The sequence below is a fragment of the Halalkalibacillus sediminis genome (assembly GCF_002844535.1).
Lineage (GTDB): Bacteria > Bacillota > Bacilli > Bacillales > Alkalibacillaceae > Halalkalibacillus_A > Halalkalibacillus_A sediminis.
The window spans coordinates 1-18,018 of the sequence record NZ_PJNH01000001.1; the positions used below are offsets into that span (position 1 = coordinate 1).

Genomic DNA, 18,018 nt, shown 5'->3' on the forward strand with positions numbered 1-18,018 from the left:
ATAGGTCCGAGGTGGACGTGTGGTGACACATGGAGCTGACGGATACTAATCGATCGAGGACTTAACTTCAATATTTGTGGTAATGACGCTTTGATTCGTGCTTGCGCTTTGATTCTTATCTAGTTTTGAAGGTGTATAATAATATTCAATAATAAATTTATTTTTATTATCGAAATTCCCTTGCTTTTTCGAGTGAAGGTGAATATAATATTATTTGTCCTCAAAATTATTAACAAGATTAATATTATCCGGTGGCTATAGCAGAGAGGTCACACCTGTTCCCATGCCGAACACAGCCGTTAAGCTCTCTAGCGCCGATGGTAGTTGGGGTTCTTCCCCTGTGAGAGTAGGACGCTGCCGGGCAATATTACATAATATCCTTCAAGGACAGTTGATTTTAAAATTCCAGCGTAGCTCAGTGGTAGAGCAATCGGCTGTTAACCGATCGGTCGCAGGTTCGAATCCTGCCGCTGGAGCCATACTACCTGGAGAGCTGTCCGAGTTGGCCGAAGGAGCACGATTGGAATTCGTGTAGGCCTCTACCGAGGTCTCGAGGGTTCGAATCCCTCGCTCTCCGCCATTTTAATTAATGGCCCGTTGGTCAAGTGGTTAAGACACCGCCCTTTCACGGCGGTAACACGGGTTCGAATCCCGTACGGGTCACCATTTATTTACTTAGGCTGGAGGATTAGCTCAGCTGGGAGAGCACTTGCCTTACAAGCAAGGGGTCGCAGGTTCGAGCCCTGCATCCTCCACCATTTCTTTCGACAATCAAATGTCAATATCGCGGGGTAGAGCAGTCTGGTAGCTCGTCGGGCTCATAACCCGGAGGTCGCAGGTTCAAATCCTGCCCCCGCAACCAATTAATTTTGATTGAAACTAAATAGGAAGCGATCCTGGTCGTAACCCATTTAATTCAATATCAATAATTACATATGGTCCGGTAGTTCAGTTGGTTAGAATGCCTGCCTGTCACGCAGGAGGTCGCGGGTTCGAGTCCCGTCCGGACCGCCACTTTTAATTTTATAATTTGCACTTGTATGTATGGCTCGGTAGCTCAGTCGGTAGAGCAACGGACTGAAAATCCGTGTGTCGGCGGTTCGATTCCGTCCCGAGCCACCATCTATTTAAAATGATGGAGGGATAGCGAAGTTGGCCAAACGCGGCGGACTGTAAATCCGCTCCCATCGGGTTCGTAGGTTCGAGTCCTACTCCCTCCACCATTTTTTTGTTATGTGTAGGGGTATAGTTCAAAGGTAGAACAGCGGTCTCCAAAACCGCCGATGTGGGTTCGATTCCTACTACCCCTGCCATTTTTAATATGGCGGTCGTGGCGAAGGGGTTAACGCACCGGATTGTGGCTCCGGCACTCGAGGGTTCGATTCCCTCCGATCGCCCCATATTGGGCCATAGCCAAGCGGTAAGGCAACGGTTTTTGGTACCGTCATGCGCTGGTTCGAATCCAGCTGGCCCAGCCATTTGCGGAAGTAGTTCAGCGATAGAACACCACCTTGCCAAGGTGGGGGTCGCGGGTTTGAATCCCGTCTTCCGCTCCATATGAAGGCGGCATAGCCAAGCGGTAAGGCAGAGGACTGCAACTCCTTTATCACCGGTTCGATTCCGGTTGCCGCCTCCATGTTTTTATATATTTACATACCTTTCTCAAGTTGGTAGACAGTACAAGCTCTGTCTATCAACTTTTTTATTTGGGCATTTTTGAACCTATGATAGTTAGTGATTGATATTCGTTCCATTATCTTATTCTAATCAAGGAATTAAATTTGCTCTTGTTTTTATATATTATTTCTTCTATAATGAAATCAAATCACGATATATAGTGATTTTTATTAACTTAAACAACTATATATAGTATTCCGTTTATTTAGATGCCTTCAAGGCTTAATAGGGAATCTGGTGAAAATCCAGAGCTGCCCCCGCAACTGTAAGTGTGGACGAGCTGGTATATCCACTTTATGAGAAAACTTTAGAGGTGCTCATAAGGGAAGGACCGGTGTAGATCGAAGCACGAGTCAGGAGACCTGTCTGAGTAAACAAAGTTTCTATTTTCTTCGGGGAATAAGAGAATGAAACGACGTGATAAACTAGTTCAATTATTGATTATAGTATATTGCTCGTTTCTATTCGCTTCCTCCGGAGAAGCGAATTTTTTTATTTTGAGGAGGACTATTGATGACAATTACTCAAGAGAGACAAGCTTTTGTAAAAGATGATCAAGGAATTGAAGAAGAGTTTGATCAGTATCGTTTAAAAGATTTCATTGAGAAAGTATCAAAAGATTATCCGCATCTGGATACAGAAAGTTATCAAGATACGATTTTGGAGACCATGAAATCAAAAGGAGATATGACTAAACGACAAATCACGAATGAATTACTTCTCCGTGGTTTAGAAAACATTCAACCTTCAGCTCCAGATTGGACGTATGTGTGTGCTAATGTATTTCTTAGACAAATGTACAATGAAGCAGCTGAGAATAGAGGTAATGCTTCTTCTGGGGGTTATGGCTCATTCTTTAACTTACAAAAGATTCTTGCTGAAAAAAACATATATAGCGAAAGAATTCTTGCAGAGTATTCTAAAGAAGAGATTACTCAGCTTGGCGACATAATTGAGCCGGAACGTGACCAGTTATTCACATATATTGGATTAAGAACACTAGCGGATCGGTATTTGGCTCGTGATCATGACGGTAAATTGTTTGAACTGCCACAGGAACGCTTTTTGACGATTGCCATGACTTTGATGATCCAAGAACCAAAGGAGCGTCGAATAGATCTCGTAGAAGAAGCATATTGGGCGTTAAGTAACCTTTATATGACGGTTGCGACTCCTACGCTTGCGAATTCCGGAAAGTCATACGGGCAGCTATCAAGCTGTTTTATAGATACGGTGGATGATAGTCTTCAAGGAATTTATGATTCTAATACAGATATCGCTAATTTATCAAAAAATGGTGGAGGAATCGGTGTTTATCTAGGTAAAATTCGCTCTCACGGAAGTTCAATTAAGGGATTTAAAGGGGTATCCAGCGGAGTGATGCCTTGGATGAAGCAGTTGAATAACACGGCTGTCAGTGTCGACCAACTTGGGCAACGCCAAGGCGCTATCGCGGTCTACTTGGATGTTTGGCACAAAGATATATTCAAATTCCTAGATGCTAAGCTGAATAATGGTGACGAACGCCAACGCACGCATGACTTGTTCACCGGTGTATGTTTACCTGATCTTTTCATGGAAAAAGTTGATGCGAGAGAAGATTGGTATCTATTCGATCCCCATGAGGTAAGAGAAGTGATGGGATATAGTTTAGAAGATTTCTATGATGAAACACAGGGTAATGGATCTTTTCGTGAAAAATATGGGCAATGTGTACAGCATCAGGAATTATCAAAAACACCTGTACCAGCGATTGACATCATGAAAAGAATTATGGTCAGTCAGCTTGAAACAGGGACGCCTTACATGTTCTATCGTGATGAAGCGAACCGTCAAAATCCGAATAACCATCAAGGGTTGATTTACTGCTCAAACCTTTGTACGGAAATCATGCAGAATCAAAGTCCAACAACCGTAGAGGAGGAAGTAACTCAAGACGGTAAAATTGTCATCACGAAAAATCCTGGTGACTTCGTGGTTTGTAATTTATCCAGTATCAATTTAGGAAAAGCTGTACCCGCGAATGTATTAGAGCGATTGATTCCCATTCAAGTTCGCATGCTTGATAATGTGATTGACTTGAATACAATACCTGTACTGCAAGCCCAATTAACGAATCAAAAGTATCGTGCGGTTGGTCTTGGTACCTTTGGATATCATCATCTGTTGGCATTAGAGGGGATACGCTGGGAATCAGAAGAAGCAGTTGACTATGCAGACCATCTTTATGAAAAAGTTGCTTTTTTGACGATACAGGCAAGTATGGAACTCTCAAAAGAGAAGGGTAGCTATCCACTATTTAATGGATCGAAATGGGAAACAGGCAGTTATTTCGAAGATTATATGGACACTGAGGAATTCAAATGGTCATTATTAGCAGATGAAGTTAAAGAACATGGCATCAGGAATGGATATTTGATGGCTATCGCGCCAAATTCCAGTACGAGTATCATCGCTGGAAGTACCGCCAGCATCGATCCGATTTTTAAAAAGTTTTATTCAGAAGAGAAGAAGAATTACAAGATTCCTGTCACGGCACCTGATTTAAGCGAGAAAACGTTCTGGTATTACAAATCAGCTTATGAAATTGACCATCATTGGAGCATCAACCAGAACGCTGCACGACAAAAGCATGTCGACCAGTCGATTTCATTCAATCTATATGTGAAAAACAATATAAAAGCGAAGGAACTACTCGAATTACACATGCATGCATGGAAGTCAGGTTTAAAAACGACTTATTACACACGCTCTACATCATCAGACATTGAAGACTGCGAAAGCTGCTCATCATAAGGGAGGATGACGATGACTCAACAATTACACGAACGTAAATTATATGAAACTAACGCACCGAACGCTTCAACAGGCATCATCAATGGACAAAGTTCAAACGTGCTAAACTGGGATGACGTTCGCTTCAGCTGGGCATATCCCATGTATAAAAACATGCTTGCGAACTTTTGGACGCCATTTGAAATCAATATGTCGAACGATCGTAAGCAGTGGCCAGAGCTTACAGCAGACGAGCAAGAAACCTTTAAGAAAATAATCGGACTATTAGCTTTTTTAGATTCGATTCAGACTGACTACTCCTCTAAAGTAGCCGATTATTTGACCGATTCAAGCCTTGCAGCCTTAATGCAGGTGCTATCTTTCCAGGAAGTTGTTCATAACCAGTCATATTCCTATGTGTTATCTTCTTTAGTAGAAAAAGATGAACAGGATGCAATATTTGAATACTGGAAGCACGATGAAATCCTCAAAGAACGTAATGAATTCATTGCACAAGGCTATGAACGATTCGTGAAAGAAAAGTCCCCCCAAGCATTTATAGAGTCAATCGTCTATGATGTTGCCCTTGAAGGTTTATTCTTTTACGCAGGGTTCGCCTTTTTCTATAATCTGGCTCGTAACCAGAAGATGGTATCAACTAGCACGATGATCAATTACATCAATAGAGATGAACAATTGCATGTTAACTTGTTCGCGTATATTTTTAAAGAGACATTGAAGGAAAATCCAGAACTGAATACAGAAGAAAACCTACAGTTTGTAACTGATACATTCAGAAAAGCTACAGAGCTAGAAATCAAATGGGGTCATTACATCATCGGTAATCGCATGGATGGAATCCATATGAGTGATCTCGAAAACTATATCAAATATATGGCTAATAAGCGCTGTAAGCTATTAGGCGCGGGGATACCATTTCCGGAAGTGACAGAAAACCCTATGAAATGGATCAAAGCATACAAAGATGTGGACGAAGGAAAGTCTGACTTCTTCGAACAAAAATCCAGACAATATACAAAAGTGTCCGACACGAACGGATTTGATGAACTATAGATTGAAGCGGGTTTACCAAGTTGTAAACCCGCACATTTTCATTGAGAAAACCCATTGACAAACAAGCCAATCCATACTATTATATTCTTTGTGACACATTTGCCGGTGTGGCGGAATTGGCAGACGCGCACGACTCAAAATCGTGTTCCTCACGGAGTGTCGGTTCGAACCCGACCACCGGTATTTTAGTTGATTACGAGATAATTCTTAAAAAAGCATTCACAAATGTTGATGTATCAATGTTTGTGAGTGCTTTTTTGTTATTGAGAAAAAGATTTTAATAATCATTAAAAGAATTTAAAAAGGAATTTCATCTGCAAAAATAAAGGGTCAGCCACCTCTTATATGGACGAATGTCCGAGGAGGTCCTGACCCTAGCTCTGACTTTATAAGATAAATGTCAGAGGAAAGTTGTACAATTTTTTTAGAATGCTGGAATAGAAGCTTTGCCTTCACGAGAATTTAAAAATTCGCGAACCTCTTCGCTAGTCATCGCCTCAGATAATTTCTGAATCAATTCTGAGTCCACATTATCTTCGCGTGCGACTAATGTAATTGCGAATTTATTATCTTCTTTTTCGGTGATGAGCGCATCCTCAGCTGGAGTTAAATCTAAGTTACCAGCGTGTGTTGGGTTAATTATAACGCCATCAAAATCTTCATATAAACGAGTTAATGCAGCAATACCCGCTTGTTCAAAACTATAGTTGTGTGAGTCTTCCTTGATATCATCTAATCCGTATTGCTCGCCGTCTATTTCTTTCAACTCTATTAAGTCGTGTGAAGCCAATAGGCGAAGAGAACGATCGATGTTAGATGGATCATTTGCTATACCAATCGATGCGTCATCAGGAAAATCTTCGACGCTAGCGGATTCTTGTGCATAAAGGCCGAAATTCGCATGATAAATCGGCTGTACCTCTGTTAAATTAGCATCTTTGTTTTGGTTGAACTGTTCCATAAATGGAACGTGTTGTGAAAAGTTCGCATCGACTTCCTCATTTGCTAGTGCTACGTTTGGTTGAATATAGTCACCCATTTCAACGATCTCTACTTCAATATTGTCTTCAGCGAGTTTTTCCTTTGCAATTTCTACAACATCTAACATAGGTGATTCAACCACAGCAACTCTTATTGTTTGTTCTTTATCTTCACCATTATCTTCATTTGAACTTTCTGCGTTCTCACTTTCGTTGCTGTCACCACATGCGACTAGCACAGATACTAGGACTGTCATTATAATTATGAGCCATTTTTTCATTAATAATTTCCCCTTATCGTTTGTCTATCTTTCTTGCTAAAGTAATGCCAGCATATTGAATAAGTTGCACAAATATCACCATAATAATGATAATATAAATCATCAAATCGGTTCGAAATTGTAGGTAGCCATAACGTATTGCAAAATCACCGATGCCGCCACCCCCCACGACACCCATAATTGTTGAATAAGAAATAAAACTAATTGTTGAGGTTGTCATGCTTAGGACGAGCGCTGAGCGTGCTTCAACGTACAAAAATTTAAAAATAATTTCTTTAACCGAGGCGCCCATTGAAACAGCCGCTTCCATCACTCCTTTAGGAACATCGAGAAGAGATTGCTCTGCAAGACGAGAATAGTGCGCGATTGCGATCACAACCATTGGGACGGTCGCAGCTGCTGTACCAGTTCCCGTTCCAATAACAAAACGTGTGAATGGAATCATAAAGATCACAAGTAACAAAAATGGAAAAGAACGAATAATGTTCACGATTAAGTTCAACGATGAAAAGACAAGCTTATTATCAAGCAATTGTCCTTTGCGACACAGGAATAAAAACGTCCCAATTGGAAGTCCGACTAACAATGCCGCTAGTATTGAAAAACCAACCATAATAAATGTTTCGCCAATCGACACCCAAATCTCTGTTTGATACTCAACTAATATATTAGGCATGTTCGTTGTCACCGCTTGGCTTCAATCTATTGATAAATCCTTCTGCGCTATGTTCCATTTTGTGTACACCTGTCGGATCAATTTCAATTTCCTTATAGACTCGACCATCTGCCATGACCGTTACTCTTGTACAGATGCTTTTGATTACTTCCATTTCGTGACTAACAATGATGACGGTCACGCCAAATTCTTGATTAATCCGTTGTAATACTTCGAGCACTTCCGCTGTCGTATTGGGATCAAGTGATGAGGTAGGTTCATCACATAACAACACTTTAGGCTGGTTGACAATCGCGCGTGCGATAGCGACGCGTTGTTTTTGCCCTCCACTAAGTTGACTTGGGTACTGATTTTTCAACTCTTCCATGCCTACAAACCGCAGGCTCTCCAATACTTGTTCTGCACGGTCTGTTTTCGGAGTTTTAGCTAGTTCTAATGGTGTGACTACATTATCGAAAACCGTTTTATTGTTTATTAAATGATACCCTTGAAAAATCATAGCTAACGACTGACGTATCTGACGTATTCGCTTTCCCCTTAAATGGTTTAGCGTTTCTCCATCGATGATCACGTCGCCTTCATCAGGATGTTCGATCAAGTTAATCATACGCAGTAATGTTGATTTCCCTGCACCACTCGCCCCAATAATACCGTGAATTTCGCCCGACTTTATACTTAACGATACCGACTGAACTGCTTCAAAAGAGTCGAACCGTTTGCTGACATTATTTAAAGTAATCATAAAAAAACCCCTTCCTTAATTGAAAGGTGATTCAAAAGCATACCTATTATAACTTATATTCAAGTCAATAAACAAACTGTTGTGTCTGTAAGGATAGATTAGCAGAAAAGCAGACGTAATTTCGGGGGGCAGTATAGATTCTAAAGCACTCAAGAAATGATGACGTGAAGCTTCCGGAGAACAAAAGCTAATTCAAACGCACGACACGTGATTTTGTTCCTCACAGAGTGGCGGTTCGAACCAGGCCACCGGTACTTAACTTTAAAGTTTTAGCGCTTTGCGTATATTCGTAGAGCGCTTTTATTTTTCTTACACACACTTGCGGAGTCGCTGATGCATTTAAAACTTGAAAATTGCTTAGAAAACCTATATTGTGAAGGGGTGTAATTACGTTTATTTTAATAGAAAAAAAGATTTTTAACTGAATTTGATGCGTTTAAAATATTTTAAGTGTTTGAGGGGAAGATAATGCTCTACTATAAAGAATATAGATTAGCCAAAAGTGATGAATGGGTAGTGTTCGTACATGGGGCAGGTGGAAGTTCATCTGTCTGGTATAAGCAAGTGAAAGAATTCAAGAAACATTTTAATGTTTTGCTAATAGATCTAAGAGGACATGGTAAATCTAGGAACCCAATTGTCTTAAACAAGAAATATTCCTTCGATAATGTCAGTCGGGATATTATTGAAGTGTTAGACCATAAGAACATTAAGAAAGCTCATTTTGTAGGAATATCATTAGGTACTATTTTAATTAGAAACATTGGTGAAATAGATCCAAGCAGAGTTCAATCAATGGTTTTAGGTGGAGCAGTAATCCGCTTAAATACTCGTGTAAAAACACTGATATCGCTTGGGAATTTAACTAAAAAAATAATTCCGTATATGTGGTTGTACAAATTCTTTGCTTGGTGTTTAATGCCCAAGAAAAGACATCATGAATCGCGCATACTATTTGTTAATCAAGCAAAAAAACTGTGCCAAAAAGAATTTATTAAATGGTTTAAGTTAACGAATGATGTAGCGCCTCTTTTAGTTCATTTCGAAGAAAATAAAGTTGATATACCAACACTGTATGTCATGGGACAAGAGGATTATATGTTTCTCTATGGTGCACAACAAATGGTGAAAAATAGTGAACAGGCACAATTAGAGGTAATAAAGGATAGCGGTCATGTATGTAATGTAGAAAAACCAGAGGAATTTAATGATGTCTCTATTGACTTTCTTAAAGGGATTTGTAACCAAAGGGCTGTAATGTCTTCGTAAGACTGAACGCCGGTTCGACCCCTGCGACTAATACTACATCTTTTTAAAAAAACTCTTGGACGTTGTTTTAAACAACATCCAAGAGTTTTTTATTAGGAAAACAAAAATTATTAACGTTTGTATGATAGTCAAGGGAGAAGGATTTAAACTTAATCCCAAACCCCCATCAAAAAAGTCCCCGTCTCCAAGAAAAAAGAGGACAAAGATTATATTAAGCTCCTTTGGTTTCGGTCGTTTCATCTTCATTACTAGAAAGATCTGCACCACCGATTAATCTAACCCCATTTGTAATTGACTTATATAGTCCCCAATAAGTAAGTAATAATGCTAGGAAGACAACCTCTACAGAAAGCCATATAAAATCAGAGATAAACTCTTGAGAAGCCAACATATCATTAACTATATTGGCTAGAACTCGGTCTGCGAAAGTCAAAATATATGCAATTGGTAACAATGCCATTATTCTATCACCTATCTTAGTAAAATTAGAGTAATTACGCTGACTGAAAGTATTCGACAGGTTAGAGTGCACGTTCCAAGCACCGTACAAGTTGTAAATAGGAATTAGAAAACTCCAAACTGATTTACTTGGCCTAATGGGATAATTTAAGGTGTAATATTGCATGTCTATATGTACTTTATACATCCAAGTAAAATATATTACATACATAATAAGTAGTGAGATCAGAATAAATATATTAATTGCATGTTCCATTTGAGCAAGAGATAGGTATAAATCATAATTGATAACATAAATAATTGTGGTGGATAAAGCAATTAATTCAGCAATAATAATCACCAGGAGAATAGTGCGCAATATTTTTCCTATTGATTCAGATGCTAGTTTTTTCATTCAGAATCACCTTTTCTATTTTTTAATTTAAATTCTCAAGAAAATTAATCGCCTCTTGTAATGTTGAGACATATACGACTTCTAATTCTAGATCTTCTTGTCTTAAAACATTGATCGCTTTCCTTTGGTTGCTAGCTTCTCCGTAATACGCCTCATCTTTGGGTACAAAAAAGATATCTACGCCATTTTCTTCGGCAGTTAATAATTTATAGCGTATGGCTCCCACTGACCCTACTGATTGATCCTTTTCAATTGTACCTGTTCCAGATATTAATAAGGACTCTCCTCTTGAATAGTCCTTACTAAGCTCTTCTTCCAACAACCCAACAGCAACCATTAACCCGAAAGAATCACCATAATATTCTCTGGCCTCGTACATGATATCAGATATTCTATCTTGATTTTCAGCTTTAGGCTCATGTTCAGAGGTTAAATTAACAGCGTTTACTATGGTTTGTTCCTTATAATATTGGACATCATTCTCGTATTCCGTGGTATAGTAATCATATTCATAATCATTAAGAGTGAGATATTCTATATCATCGTGTTGTAAGTCAAGAAAGAATTTTTCTAAGTAGTTTTCGATTATCCCTGAATGAACATATGTAAAATATACACTTCCGTCTATACCAAATTCAGTTATTGGTTCAATGTCACCTTTAGTTGTAAACTCTTCATGTATTGGTAGGAAAAGAAGAGATGAGACGATTAGTGGAATCATTAGTAATAGAATACTTATTTTAGATTCTTTACTCATTTTAACTTTCAGTAATAACACCTCCTTACTAAACCTTTATAACTAATATATCGGGAAACACTGAATCATTTTGACAAAATTGTGAGAAATATTTACTAAAAATGAATATTGAAAGTGATATTAATACTGAATAATAATGAGCCTAGATAAAAGTATATACGTCTTATAAAATATTCAAATCTTAAATGGAGTTTCTGCATATAGGTAAGGTAGAGAACTTATTAGTGATTATAAGATTCCTGTTTCTCGAGAGTTTATTACCTTATGGAAGAGTAACCAGGGAATAGTTCCTCATGTACATAAATCTCCAGTTTACGGTTAAAATATAAATAACTTAACATCATTGGGAGGAATGTACATGACAAAAGACTCTAAAGCACCTAAAGTAAAAAGAAATGGTGAAGGTAAGCGTCCGGATGAACAAAGAAGAGGAAAAGCTAAATCAAGTGCACGAAATACAGATAATTAACACCCAATAAAATGGAATATATTCAATTAAAGCGCCTTCCAAACGGAGGGCGTTTTTTTATTTTAACTAAGTATTTTTACCGACAAATGTAATTGCTATCTATGATAAAATAGGACAGTATGTGTGAGGACTTAAATATACAGATATTCAACATAGGAGCGTAATAACATTGAATAAAAAAGACATCGCGAATTTTCGTAAACAATTTAAATTAAATAATGATCTATTAGAAATCAGTGAAATCTTTAATGTGTACATAATGAAAGAGTCTAGTGAAATCTATCATCATCAGAGCTTATCATTTGGTTTGCTGGAAGATGAACAGAAAGAGTTATTTATGAACAACTTTAAAAAAGTGCTCACAGGTCAGTTGGATGAGAAGTTATTCGAGTTGAAATTCCAACGTGATGTAGAAAATAGCAGCCAGCTAATCCTTCACCAGGGTCTTTTAAGTAATAACACGGAAGATTGGACACATGATATGCTTCAAATCGTGGAGAAGATGTTGAAGGAAAAGCAATATGAAATGGACGTCGTTATTACGTTTATTCGAGGGGAATACCAGAAGCCGATGAGAGCGAGCAATGAAGAGGCAGAAGAGAGTGGCAGGGATACGGTATATTCTCACCCATTCATTCTATGTAGTGTGAATAAGACGGAAGATCCGAAAAAAGAGTTACTGTTTGATTATGTAGAAAAAGAGTTCAAATATAATATTGTGGTGGATCCTATCATCAACCTCAAAGCTCCGATATCAGGATTTCTTTTCCCGAGCATCACGGATAACGCCTCAGATGTAAACCATGTGCTCTATTCTTCAGGCAAAGCGAATGAGTTGGATGAGCATTTCATAGAAGAAGTGTTGAATGCTGAAGAGATCATGACCGCTAAAGAAGATAAAGTTGTTTTTGAGGAAATTGTAAGAAACGTAGCTGGTAATCAGATCAATACTTCTAATCTTTCAAACGTTTACGAGGAGATTCATCGTGTGATGGAGGAGAATGAAGAAGAGGAGATACCGAAATTAGATTCTACTGATGTAGAAAGGGTCTTGAAGACCAGTGGAATAAAAGATGTTGATAAAGAAAAGGTGGATTCGGCTTTTAAGAATGTGATTGATGATGAAAAGCATGAGTTCAAAGCGAGTAGCATCGTTCCTAAATACAATTCGAAATCGATTAAAATTAAGACCAAGATAGCGGATATATCAATCAGTCCCCAAGACTTGAAGTATGTTCGTCAAGTTCAAATGAATGGGAAGCTTTCTCTAATGCTTGAAGTAGAAGAGAATACGGTTATTGATGGGTTTGAAATGATCCCAGAAGTGTTGTTCGGAAAAGCCGAAGATAACAACGAGTGATTATTAAAAAACGTACAATATTTCACCAAGATCAAACTGCTAAAGTCTATTAATGTATAAAATCATAAAACAGTAATGTGTTGATTATTCATCACATTGCTGTTTTTTTTATGAAATTTTATCCATAAAAGTAAATGATAATTTTAGAACATAAACCAAAATTAACTAATTATTTTAAAGATAAAACAATGGAAATTATAATTTTTAAAATATTTTTGAATTATTTATTTTTTATTCAAAATGCCTATACACCAGTATTTCAACACGGCACAATTTGTCGAAATTTCTGAATTTAAATAAAAATCACTCTTGACGGATAATTATACATTAGCTAGACTTTGTTATACCAAAGTAATAAAAAAACATAACAAGACGAAGTTTGGTGGTGTAATTGATTAAGAAACCTTTGAATGAAGTAATCTTTGATGATCTTTATGAAAAAATAAAAATCAGTTATTTTGCTGTAGGTGATTCACTACCTACTGAGTATGAGATGCAAGAAATTTATGGCGTTAGTCGAGCACCCATACGCCAGGCGTTATCGAAACTGAAATCTGAAGGATTCATCACAAGAAAGCCAGGGATTGGAACAGTTGTAGCAGAAAATTCGGTGTCGGCTCCATGGACTCCAATGGGAGGATTCAGTTCACAATTCAAAGCTTCATCAGACTCCCTGTCTTGCCAAACGTTAGATGTTTCAACAGTGATTCCAGATGAACATATAACTGAGAGTTTTCAAATTGAAAAAGACTATCCTGTAAGCAAAATTACTAGAATCAGAAAAGAAGATAGACAGCCTATATTTTTATTGAATCATTATTATTTGGATGTTGATCTTGAGAAGATCCGTCAGGCGGGGGACATTTTATACATGCGCCAATTCGCCTCGGAAGTTCTAGGTATTAATTTCGAATATGTCAAAGAGGATTTAAAAGCGGTTAATGCAGATAAGAATATTGCTTCCTTGTTAGAAGTTGAAGAAGGAGCTCCATTATTAAAAATCATGCGCTTATCCTATGATGCAGATTACAACCCCGTAGAATACGTTGAATATTTTGTTAATTCTGATAAATGGCCTTATTCAATCGTATTTTCAAAATCGGGTCAAAACTTTGAGTATTAAACGAGTAAGATGCCAATAGTTGACGCTAAAGCCATCTGAAAGAGGAGGGGATTAAATGAGAAAACATAGAGACCTTGCGTGGGGGCTTCGATATTTAACCAGCGCTCTACTGTTCGCAATCGTTTTTGTGACCATTTTACAGGTAGTTTTCAGGTTCGTATTTGATAGTCCACTAACTTGGACAGACGAGATCGGACGATTCTTATTAATATGGGTTGTATTTTTAGGAGTCGGTGTCGTCTCATTTGATGATAAACACTTAGCTGTTAATATGCTTCAGGAAAATATGTCTCCTAAAGTACATTTAATCACAACACAAATCATGAGACTTATTATCATCGTTTTTCTAGTAATTGTGATCTACACTTCGATTGATGTGGTAAGGGTCGCACATTTGAATAGTACCGGGGCACTCGATATTCCTTATTCTTTCTGGAGAGGGGCAGCACCGGTTGGGTCGGCCTTGATGATTATTTTTACCATTTTAAGAAGCATAAATGATATTAAGGATTTCAAGAATGGCACATACGACACTGGTAGTTTGACGGAGGAGGTTGACGAATGATTTTTATCGTACTTTTGATCATGGTAGTTCTAATTATACTTGGTATGCCCGTTGCCTTCTCTTTAGGAATAGCTTCCATGGCTTATCTGATACTTGAAGGTATTGACCTAGGCATGGTAGCCCAAAGCATGGTGCGAGGGGTCGATTCATTCACCTTACTTGCAGTTCCGTTTTTCCTACTTGTCGGTGAGTTGATGAACTCAGGGGGAATTACCAATCGTATCATCGATATTGCGAGAGTCATTGTAGGTCACATAAAAGGTGGACTAGCACAAGTAAATATTTTAGCCAGCGTTTTATTTTCCGGAATTTCAGGCTCTGCTACAGCAGATACTGTGGCTTTAGGTTCTGTACTGATTCCTTCGATGGAAAGAGAAGGGTACGACAAAAAATTTGCTGCAGCTATAACAGCTGCTTCATCAATTGTCGGTCCAATCATTCCACCAAGTATCACGCTGATCATTTTCGGGATTGTAACCCAGCAGCCTATCGGACCGCTATTAATCGCAGGTATTATCCCGGGTGCGCTATTGGCGATCTCACTAATGGTCTACACATATTTCATCGCTTCAAAACGGGGATACCCGAGTTATGAAAGGGCGACCTTTAAGCAAGCTCGTTCTGCATTTTCATCAGGTTTTCTCGCATTAATGTTACCAGTAATTATCGTTGTAGGTATTGTCAGTGGTGTTTTCACTCCAACTGAGTCAGCGGCAATTGCGGTACTTTACGGGATTATCGTTACATTCTTCTTTTATAAAAATGTCAACTTGAAGTCGTTTGTTGGTATTTTGAGACGGACGAGTTTTGATACAGCAAATATACTATTTACTTTAGCAGCAGCAACGGTATTCGCTTGGGTAGTTACACGCTCCAAGATCTCTGAAACACTTGGTGAATTCATATTAAGCATTTCTGCAAATGAAAATGTCATCCTTGCGATGCTCGTTATCTTTTTACTTATTATCGGACTATTCATGCTTCCATCAGAAGGAATCATCGTTTTCGCACCGATTTTAACACCAATTGTGATGCAAGTGGGTGTCGATCCGATTCACTTCGGTGTATTGATGGTAATTACATTAACCATTGGTGGTGCAACTCCACCGGTTGGAATATTGCTTTACATTGTAGCGGATATAGCGAAGCTCAAGTACACAAAGCTTGTGAAGGAAATGCTGCCTATGTATATTCCATTGATTGTAACAGCATTCTTAATCGCATTTTTCCCATCACTAACACTATTTATCGTTGATATGTTCTTTTAAATAACACAACAGACAATTAATACAACAACTGAGGAGAGTAATTCATGAGTAAAAATAAAAGCGCGATTCATCATATGACTTGGAAAGAAGCAGAAACAGCGTTCAGTAAAGACCCAGTGGTGATTGTGCCGTTAGGATCAATGGAAGAGCATGGTCCACATTCAATCACAGGGGATTACTTGGCAGCTACCGAACTAGCGAAGAGGGTTTCTGAAGAATCGGATGCCATCTATATTCCGACGATCCCCTTTGGTAACTCTGAATATTTCAGAGGCTACCCTGGAACGATTTCGTTATCACAAGAAACCGTGCTTGGATTTCTTGAAGATATTTTCAGGAGTTTGATTGAACATGGCATTTCAAAAATTGTCGTGTTCAACGGGCATGCAGGTAATGCACCTGCAGTAGATCAAGTCGCTCGAAAAGTCAGAAGAGCCGATGATGTCATGATTGCGTCGGTTAATTTATGGCAAGGGTTGGATCCAGTTAAAAAGAAAGAAATTTATGGCGATGTCGACCCTTCAGGACATGGAGGAGAGCCACTGACTTCAATTATGAGTTATTTGTATCCAGATGATATGAGGATGGATTTATTAAATGACTGGAAAGAAGCTGAAAAATGGCAGGATTTCGAAGTGAAGAATTTCAAAGAGGTCAAGGTTGGTAATGCTTCAGCAAATATTTATTTCAATATGGAGGAAGTATCACCTGAAGGAATTATGGGTGATCCAACTCAATCTTCTGCTGAGCGAGGAAAAGTTATCATAGAACACCTGACTCAATTTGGTGTTGAATTAGTTGAGAAAGTTTCAAATTCTCAAATGAAGGTTAAATAATCAATCTTTTAAAGGGGGGGATTAAGGCAAAAGATAGGCGTCTAAATAGCGGTTTTAATTTTTAGAATTAAAATAAATTTATTAAAAAGGGGACATTAGAATGAAAAAGTTGTTGTTAGCACTTGGTTTGATTGTCATGATGGTATTTGTTGCTGCATGTTCTAGCGATTCTGAAGAAGGTTCAGACAATGAATCAGAAGGTAGTGACGATTCAGGGAGCTCTGAAGAAGCTTCAGATGAAACATTCGAAATAACTTATAGTACATGGGCGAATCAAGGTGAACCGGCATTCCAAGGTATGGAAAAGTTCAAAGAGATCGTTGAAGAGGAAACTGACGGTAACATCACTGTTGAATTGTTCGCAGGTAACGAACTTGGTTCAACAGCTGAACAAATGGAACAGGTTAAAATGGGTACGATCCAGATGATGTCTAGTGGTGACCCTGGTATGGATGAGATTGAATATCTATCACTTCCATATCTAATGGACTCAAACGAGCACTGGAGCCATGTTCTTGGTTCTGAAGTTGGACAAGAATGGAACGAACAACTTAAGAGTGAACAAGGTGTACGTAACATTGGTATTCTTCCAAGAGGCCCGCGTGTAGTTTCTGCAAACAAAGCAATTGAAACACCTGAAGATATGTCTGGTCTGAAAATCCGTGCACCAGAAGTTGACTATTACATTGAAACGTTCAAAGCAATAGGTGCAAACCCTACACCAATGGATTTTGGTGAACTATACAACGCACTACAAACTGGTCTTGTTGAAGCTCAAGAGAATCCTCTAGAAACAATTTATGCAGCTGGATTCCACGAGGTACAAGACTATGTGATCAATACAAACCATATGTATAAACCAGCATTCGTAACATTGAATGAAGAATTCTATCAAAGTTTACCAGAAGATTATCAACAAATTTTGATGGATGCAGCTAAAGAGGGTGAAACATACGCTCAAGAGCAGCTAGATGCTAATGCATCTGATATGAAAGCTGAAATGGAAGAAAGCGGAGTAGAATTCATCGATCCTGATGTGGAAGCATTCCGTGAAAAGACTCAGTCAGTACGTGATGAATTAGGAACAGAAATCTGGGGCGAAGAAACTTATAACCAGATTGTAGAAATGGGACAAGAAGACTTATAGAAATCTCAAAAATGAAGGTTATTGTTTTCAAATAACCTTCATTTTTTCTTTAACAATTTGGAATGATTAAATTCTTTCTTATAGTATAGAGTATTTGAAAAACTAGGGCTTTCGCTGCTAAGAAGTGGCGCAAAGCCAAGTTTTTCTCACCATGATTAAGGAGTTA

The 18,018-nt window shown here is 38.3% G+C and carries 14 protein-coding genes, 14 tRNA genes, 1 rRNA gene and 1 riboswitch; of the genes, 24 read left to right on the forward strand and 5 right to left on the reverse strand.

The window, feature by feature from the left end:
* Positions 1-247: 247 nt before the first annotated feature.
* From rrf to CEY16_RS00090, 17 genes are all read left to right on the forward strand, one after another.
* Positions 248-363 (forward strand): 5S ribosomal RNA (rrf, locus tag CEY16_RS00010).
* Between the two features lie 41 nt (positions 364-404).
* Positions 405-479, forward strand: a tRNA-Asn gene (locus CEY16_RS00015).
* 8 nt (positions 480-487) lie between these two features.
* A tRNA-Ser gene (locus CEY16_RS00020) sits at positions 488-580 on the forward strand.
* 11 nt (positions 581-591) lie between these two features.
* A tRNA-Glu gene (locus CEY16_RS00025) sits at positions 592-666 on the forward strand.
* Between the two features lie 16 nt (positions 667-682).
* A tRNA-Val gene (locus CEY16_RS00030) sits at positions 683-758 on the forward strand.
* A 27-nt stretch (positions 759-785) separates the two neighbouring features.
* Positions 786-862 (forward strand) — tRNA-Met (locus CEY16_RS00035).
* Between the two features lie 75 nt (positions 863-937).
* Positions 938-1,014 (forward strand) — tRNA-Asp (locus CEY16_RS00040).
* A 32-nt stretch (positions 1,015-1,046) separates the two neighbouring features.
* A tRNA-Phe gene (locus CEY16_RS00045) sits at positions 1,047-1,122 on the forward strand.
* Between the two features lie 15 nt (positions 1,123-1,137).
* Positions 1,138-1,223: transfer RNA gene (locus tag CEY16_RS00050), tRNA-Tyr, on the forward strand.
* Positions 1,224-1,239: 16 nt separating this feature from the next.
* Positions 1,240-1,313, forward strand: a tRNA-Trp gene (locus CEY16_RS00055).
* 11 nt (positions 1,314-1,324) lie between these two features.
* Positions 1,325-1,400: transfer RNA gene (locus CEY16_RS00060), tRNA-His, on the forward strand.
* Positions 1,401-1,403: 3 nt separating this feature from the next.
* Positions 1,404-1,478 (forward strand) — tRNA-Gln (locus CEY16_RS00065).
* A 3-nt stretch (positions 1,479-1,481) separates the two neighbouring features.
* Positions 1,482-1,556: transfer RNA gene (locus CEY16_RS00070), tRNA-Gly, on the forward strand.
* Positions 1,557-1,562: 6 nt separating this feature from the next.
* A tRNA-Cys gene (locus CEY16_RS00075) sits at positions 1,563-1,636 on the forward strand.
* Between the two features lie 231 nt (positions 1,637-1,867).
* A riboswitch (cobalamin riboswitch) is annotated at positions 1,868-2,061 on the forward strand.
* A 129-nt stretch (positions 2,062-2,190) separates the two neighbouring features.
* On the forward strand, positions 2,191-4,473 hold the full coding sequence (locus CEY16_RS00080; protein ID WP_101329867.1) for a ribonucleoside-diphosphate reductase subunit alpha: 2,283 nt from the start codon (positions 2,191-2,193) through the stop codon (positions 4,471-4,473).
* Positions 4,474-4,485: 12 nt separating this feature from the next.
* Positions 4,486-5,526: a ribonucleotide-diphosphate reductase subunit beta gene (locus CEY16_RS00085; RefSeq protein ID WP_101329868.1), complete on the forward strand. Its 1,041-nt coding sequence runs from the start codon at positions 4,486-4,488 to the stop codon at positions 5,524-5,526.
* Positions 5,527-5,627: 101 nt separating this feature from the next.
* A tRNA-Leu gene (locus tag CEY16_RS00090) sits at positions 5,628-5,709 on the forward strand.
* A 241-nt stretch (positions 5,710-5,950) separates the two neighbouring features.
* Here the strand turns inward: CEY16_RS00090 and CEY16_RS00095 are convergent.
* From CEY16_RS00095 to CEY16_RS00105, 3 genes are read right to left on the reverse strand one after another with little or no spacing between them, the layout of a single operon-like run.
* Entirely contained in the window at positions 5,951-6,787 is an 837-nt protein-coding gene (locus tag CEY16_RS00095) for a MetQ/NlpA family ABC transporter substrate-binding protein (RefSeq protein ID WP_101329869.1), read from the reverse strand.
* 13 nt (positions 6,788-6,800) lie between these two features.
* Positions 6,801-7,463 carry a methionine ABC transporter permease gene (locus CEY16_RS00100; protein WP_101329870.1) on the reverse strand — a complete coding sequence of 221 codons (663 nt, stop codon included), beginning with the start codon at positions 7,461-7,463 and terminating at the stop codon, positions 6,801-6,803.
* Positions 7,456-8,205 carry a methionine ABC transporter ATP-binding protein gene (locus CEY16_RS00105; protein WP_101329871.1) on the reverse strand — a complete coding sequence of 250 codons (750 nt, stop codon included), beginning with the start codon at positions 8,203-8,205 and terminating at the stop codon, positions 7,456-7,458. The genes CEY16_RS00100 and CEY16_RS00105 overlap by 8 nt, the downstream gene beginning before the upstream one ends.
* A gap of 468 nt (positions 8,206-8,673) precedes the next feature.
* On the opposite strand from CEY16_RS00105, the gene CEY16_RS00110 reads away from it, so the two are divergent.
* Positions 8,674-9,474 carry an alpha/beta fold hydrolase gene (locus tag CEY16_RS00110; protein WP_101329872.1) on the forward strand — a complete coding sequence of 267 codons (801 nt, stop codon included), beginning with the start codon at positions 8,674-8,676 and terminating at the stop codon, positions 9,472-9,474.
* 211 nt (positions 9,475-9,685) lie between these two features.
* On the opposite strand, the gene CEY16_RS00115 is transcribed toward CEY16_RS00110, so the two are convergent.
* Both CEY16_RS00115 and CEY16_RS00120 read right to left on the reverse strand, forming a co-directional pair.
* Positions 9,686-10,327 carry a hypothetical protein gene (locus tag CEY16_RS00115; RefSeq protein ID WP_101329873.1) on the reverse strand — a complete coding sequence of 214 codons (642 nt, stop codon included), beginning with the start codon at positions 10,325-10,327 and terminating at the stop codon, positions 9,686-9,688.
* A gap of 22 nt (positions 10,328-10,349) precedes the next feature.
* Positions 10,350-11,084, reverse strand: a complete 735-nt coding sequence (locus tag CEY16_RS00120) for a hypothetical protein (protein WP_101329874.1) — start codon at positions 11,082-11,084, stop codon at positions 10,350-10,352.
* Positions 11,085-11,722: 638 nt separating this feature from the next.
* On the opposite strand from CEY16_RS00120, the gene CEY16_RS00125 reads away from it, so the two are divergent.
* The 6 genes from CEY16_RS00125 to CEY16_RS00150 all read left to right on the forward strand — a co-directional run bounded on the left by CEY16_RS00125 (position 11,723) and on the right by CEY16_RS00150 (position 17,852).
* Entirely contained in the window at positions 11,723-12,913 is a 1,191-nt protein-coding gene (locus CEY16_RS00125; protein WP_101329875.1) for a DUF4317 domain-containing protein, read from the forward strand.
* Between the two features lie 391 nt (positions 12,914-13,304).
* On the forward strand, positions 13,305-14,036 hold the full coding sequence (locus CEY16_RS00130) for a GntR family transcriptional regulator (protein WP_101329876.1): 732 nt from the start codon (positions 13,305-13,307) through the stop codon (positions 14,034-14,036).
* A 55-nt stretch (positions 14,037-14,091) separates the two neighbouring features.
* Positions 14,092-14,601 (forward strand): TRAP transporter small permease, encoded by a 510-nt coding sequence (locus CEY16_RS00135; RefSeq protein WP_101329877.1) that lies wholly within the window; start codon positions 14,092-14,094, stop codon positions 14,599-14,601.
* The gene (locus CEY16_RS00140; RefSeq protein ID WP_101329878.1) at positions 14,598-15,869 is read left to right on the forward strand and encodes a TRAP transporter large permease; all 1,272 of its coding nucleotides are present in this window, start codon (positions 14,598-14,600) and stop codon (positions 15,867-15,869) included. Before CEY16_RS00135 ends, CEY16_RS00140 begins: the two co-directional genes overlap by 4 nt.
* A 44-nt stretch (positions 15,870-15,913) precedes the next feature.
* Positions 15,914-16,705 carry a creatininase family protein gene (locus CEY16_RS00145; protein WP_101329879.1) on the forward strand — a complete coding sequence of 264 codons (792 nt, stop codon included), beginning with the start codon at positions 15,914-15,916 and terminating at the stop codon, positions 16,703-16,705.
* Between the two features lie 100 nt (positions 16,706-16,805).
* Positions 16,806-17,852: a TRAP transporter substrate-binding protein gene (locus CEY16_RS00150; protein WP_101329880.1), complete on the forward strand. Its 1,047-nt coding sequence runs from the start codon at positions 16,806-16,808 to the stop codon at positions 17,850-17,852.
* Positions 17,853-18,018: the final 166 nt, after the last annotated feature.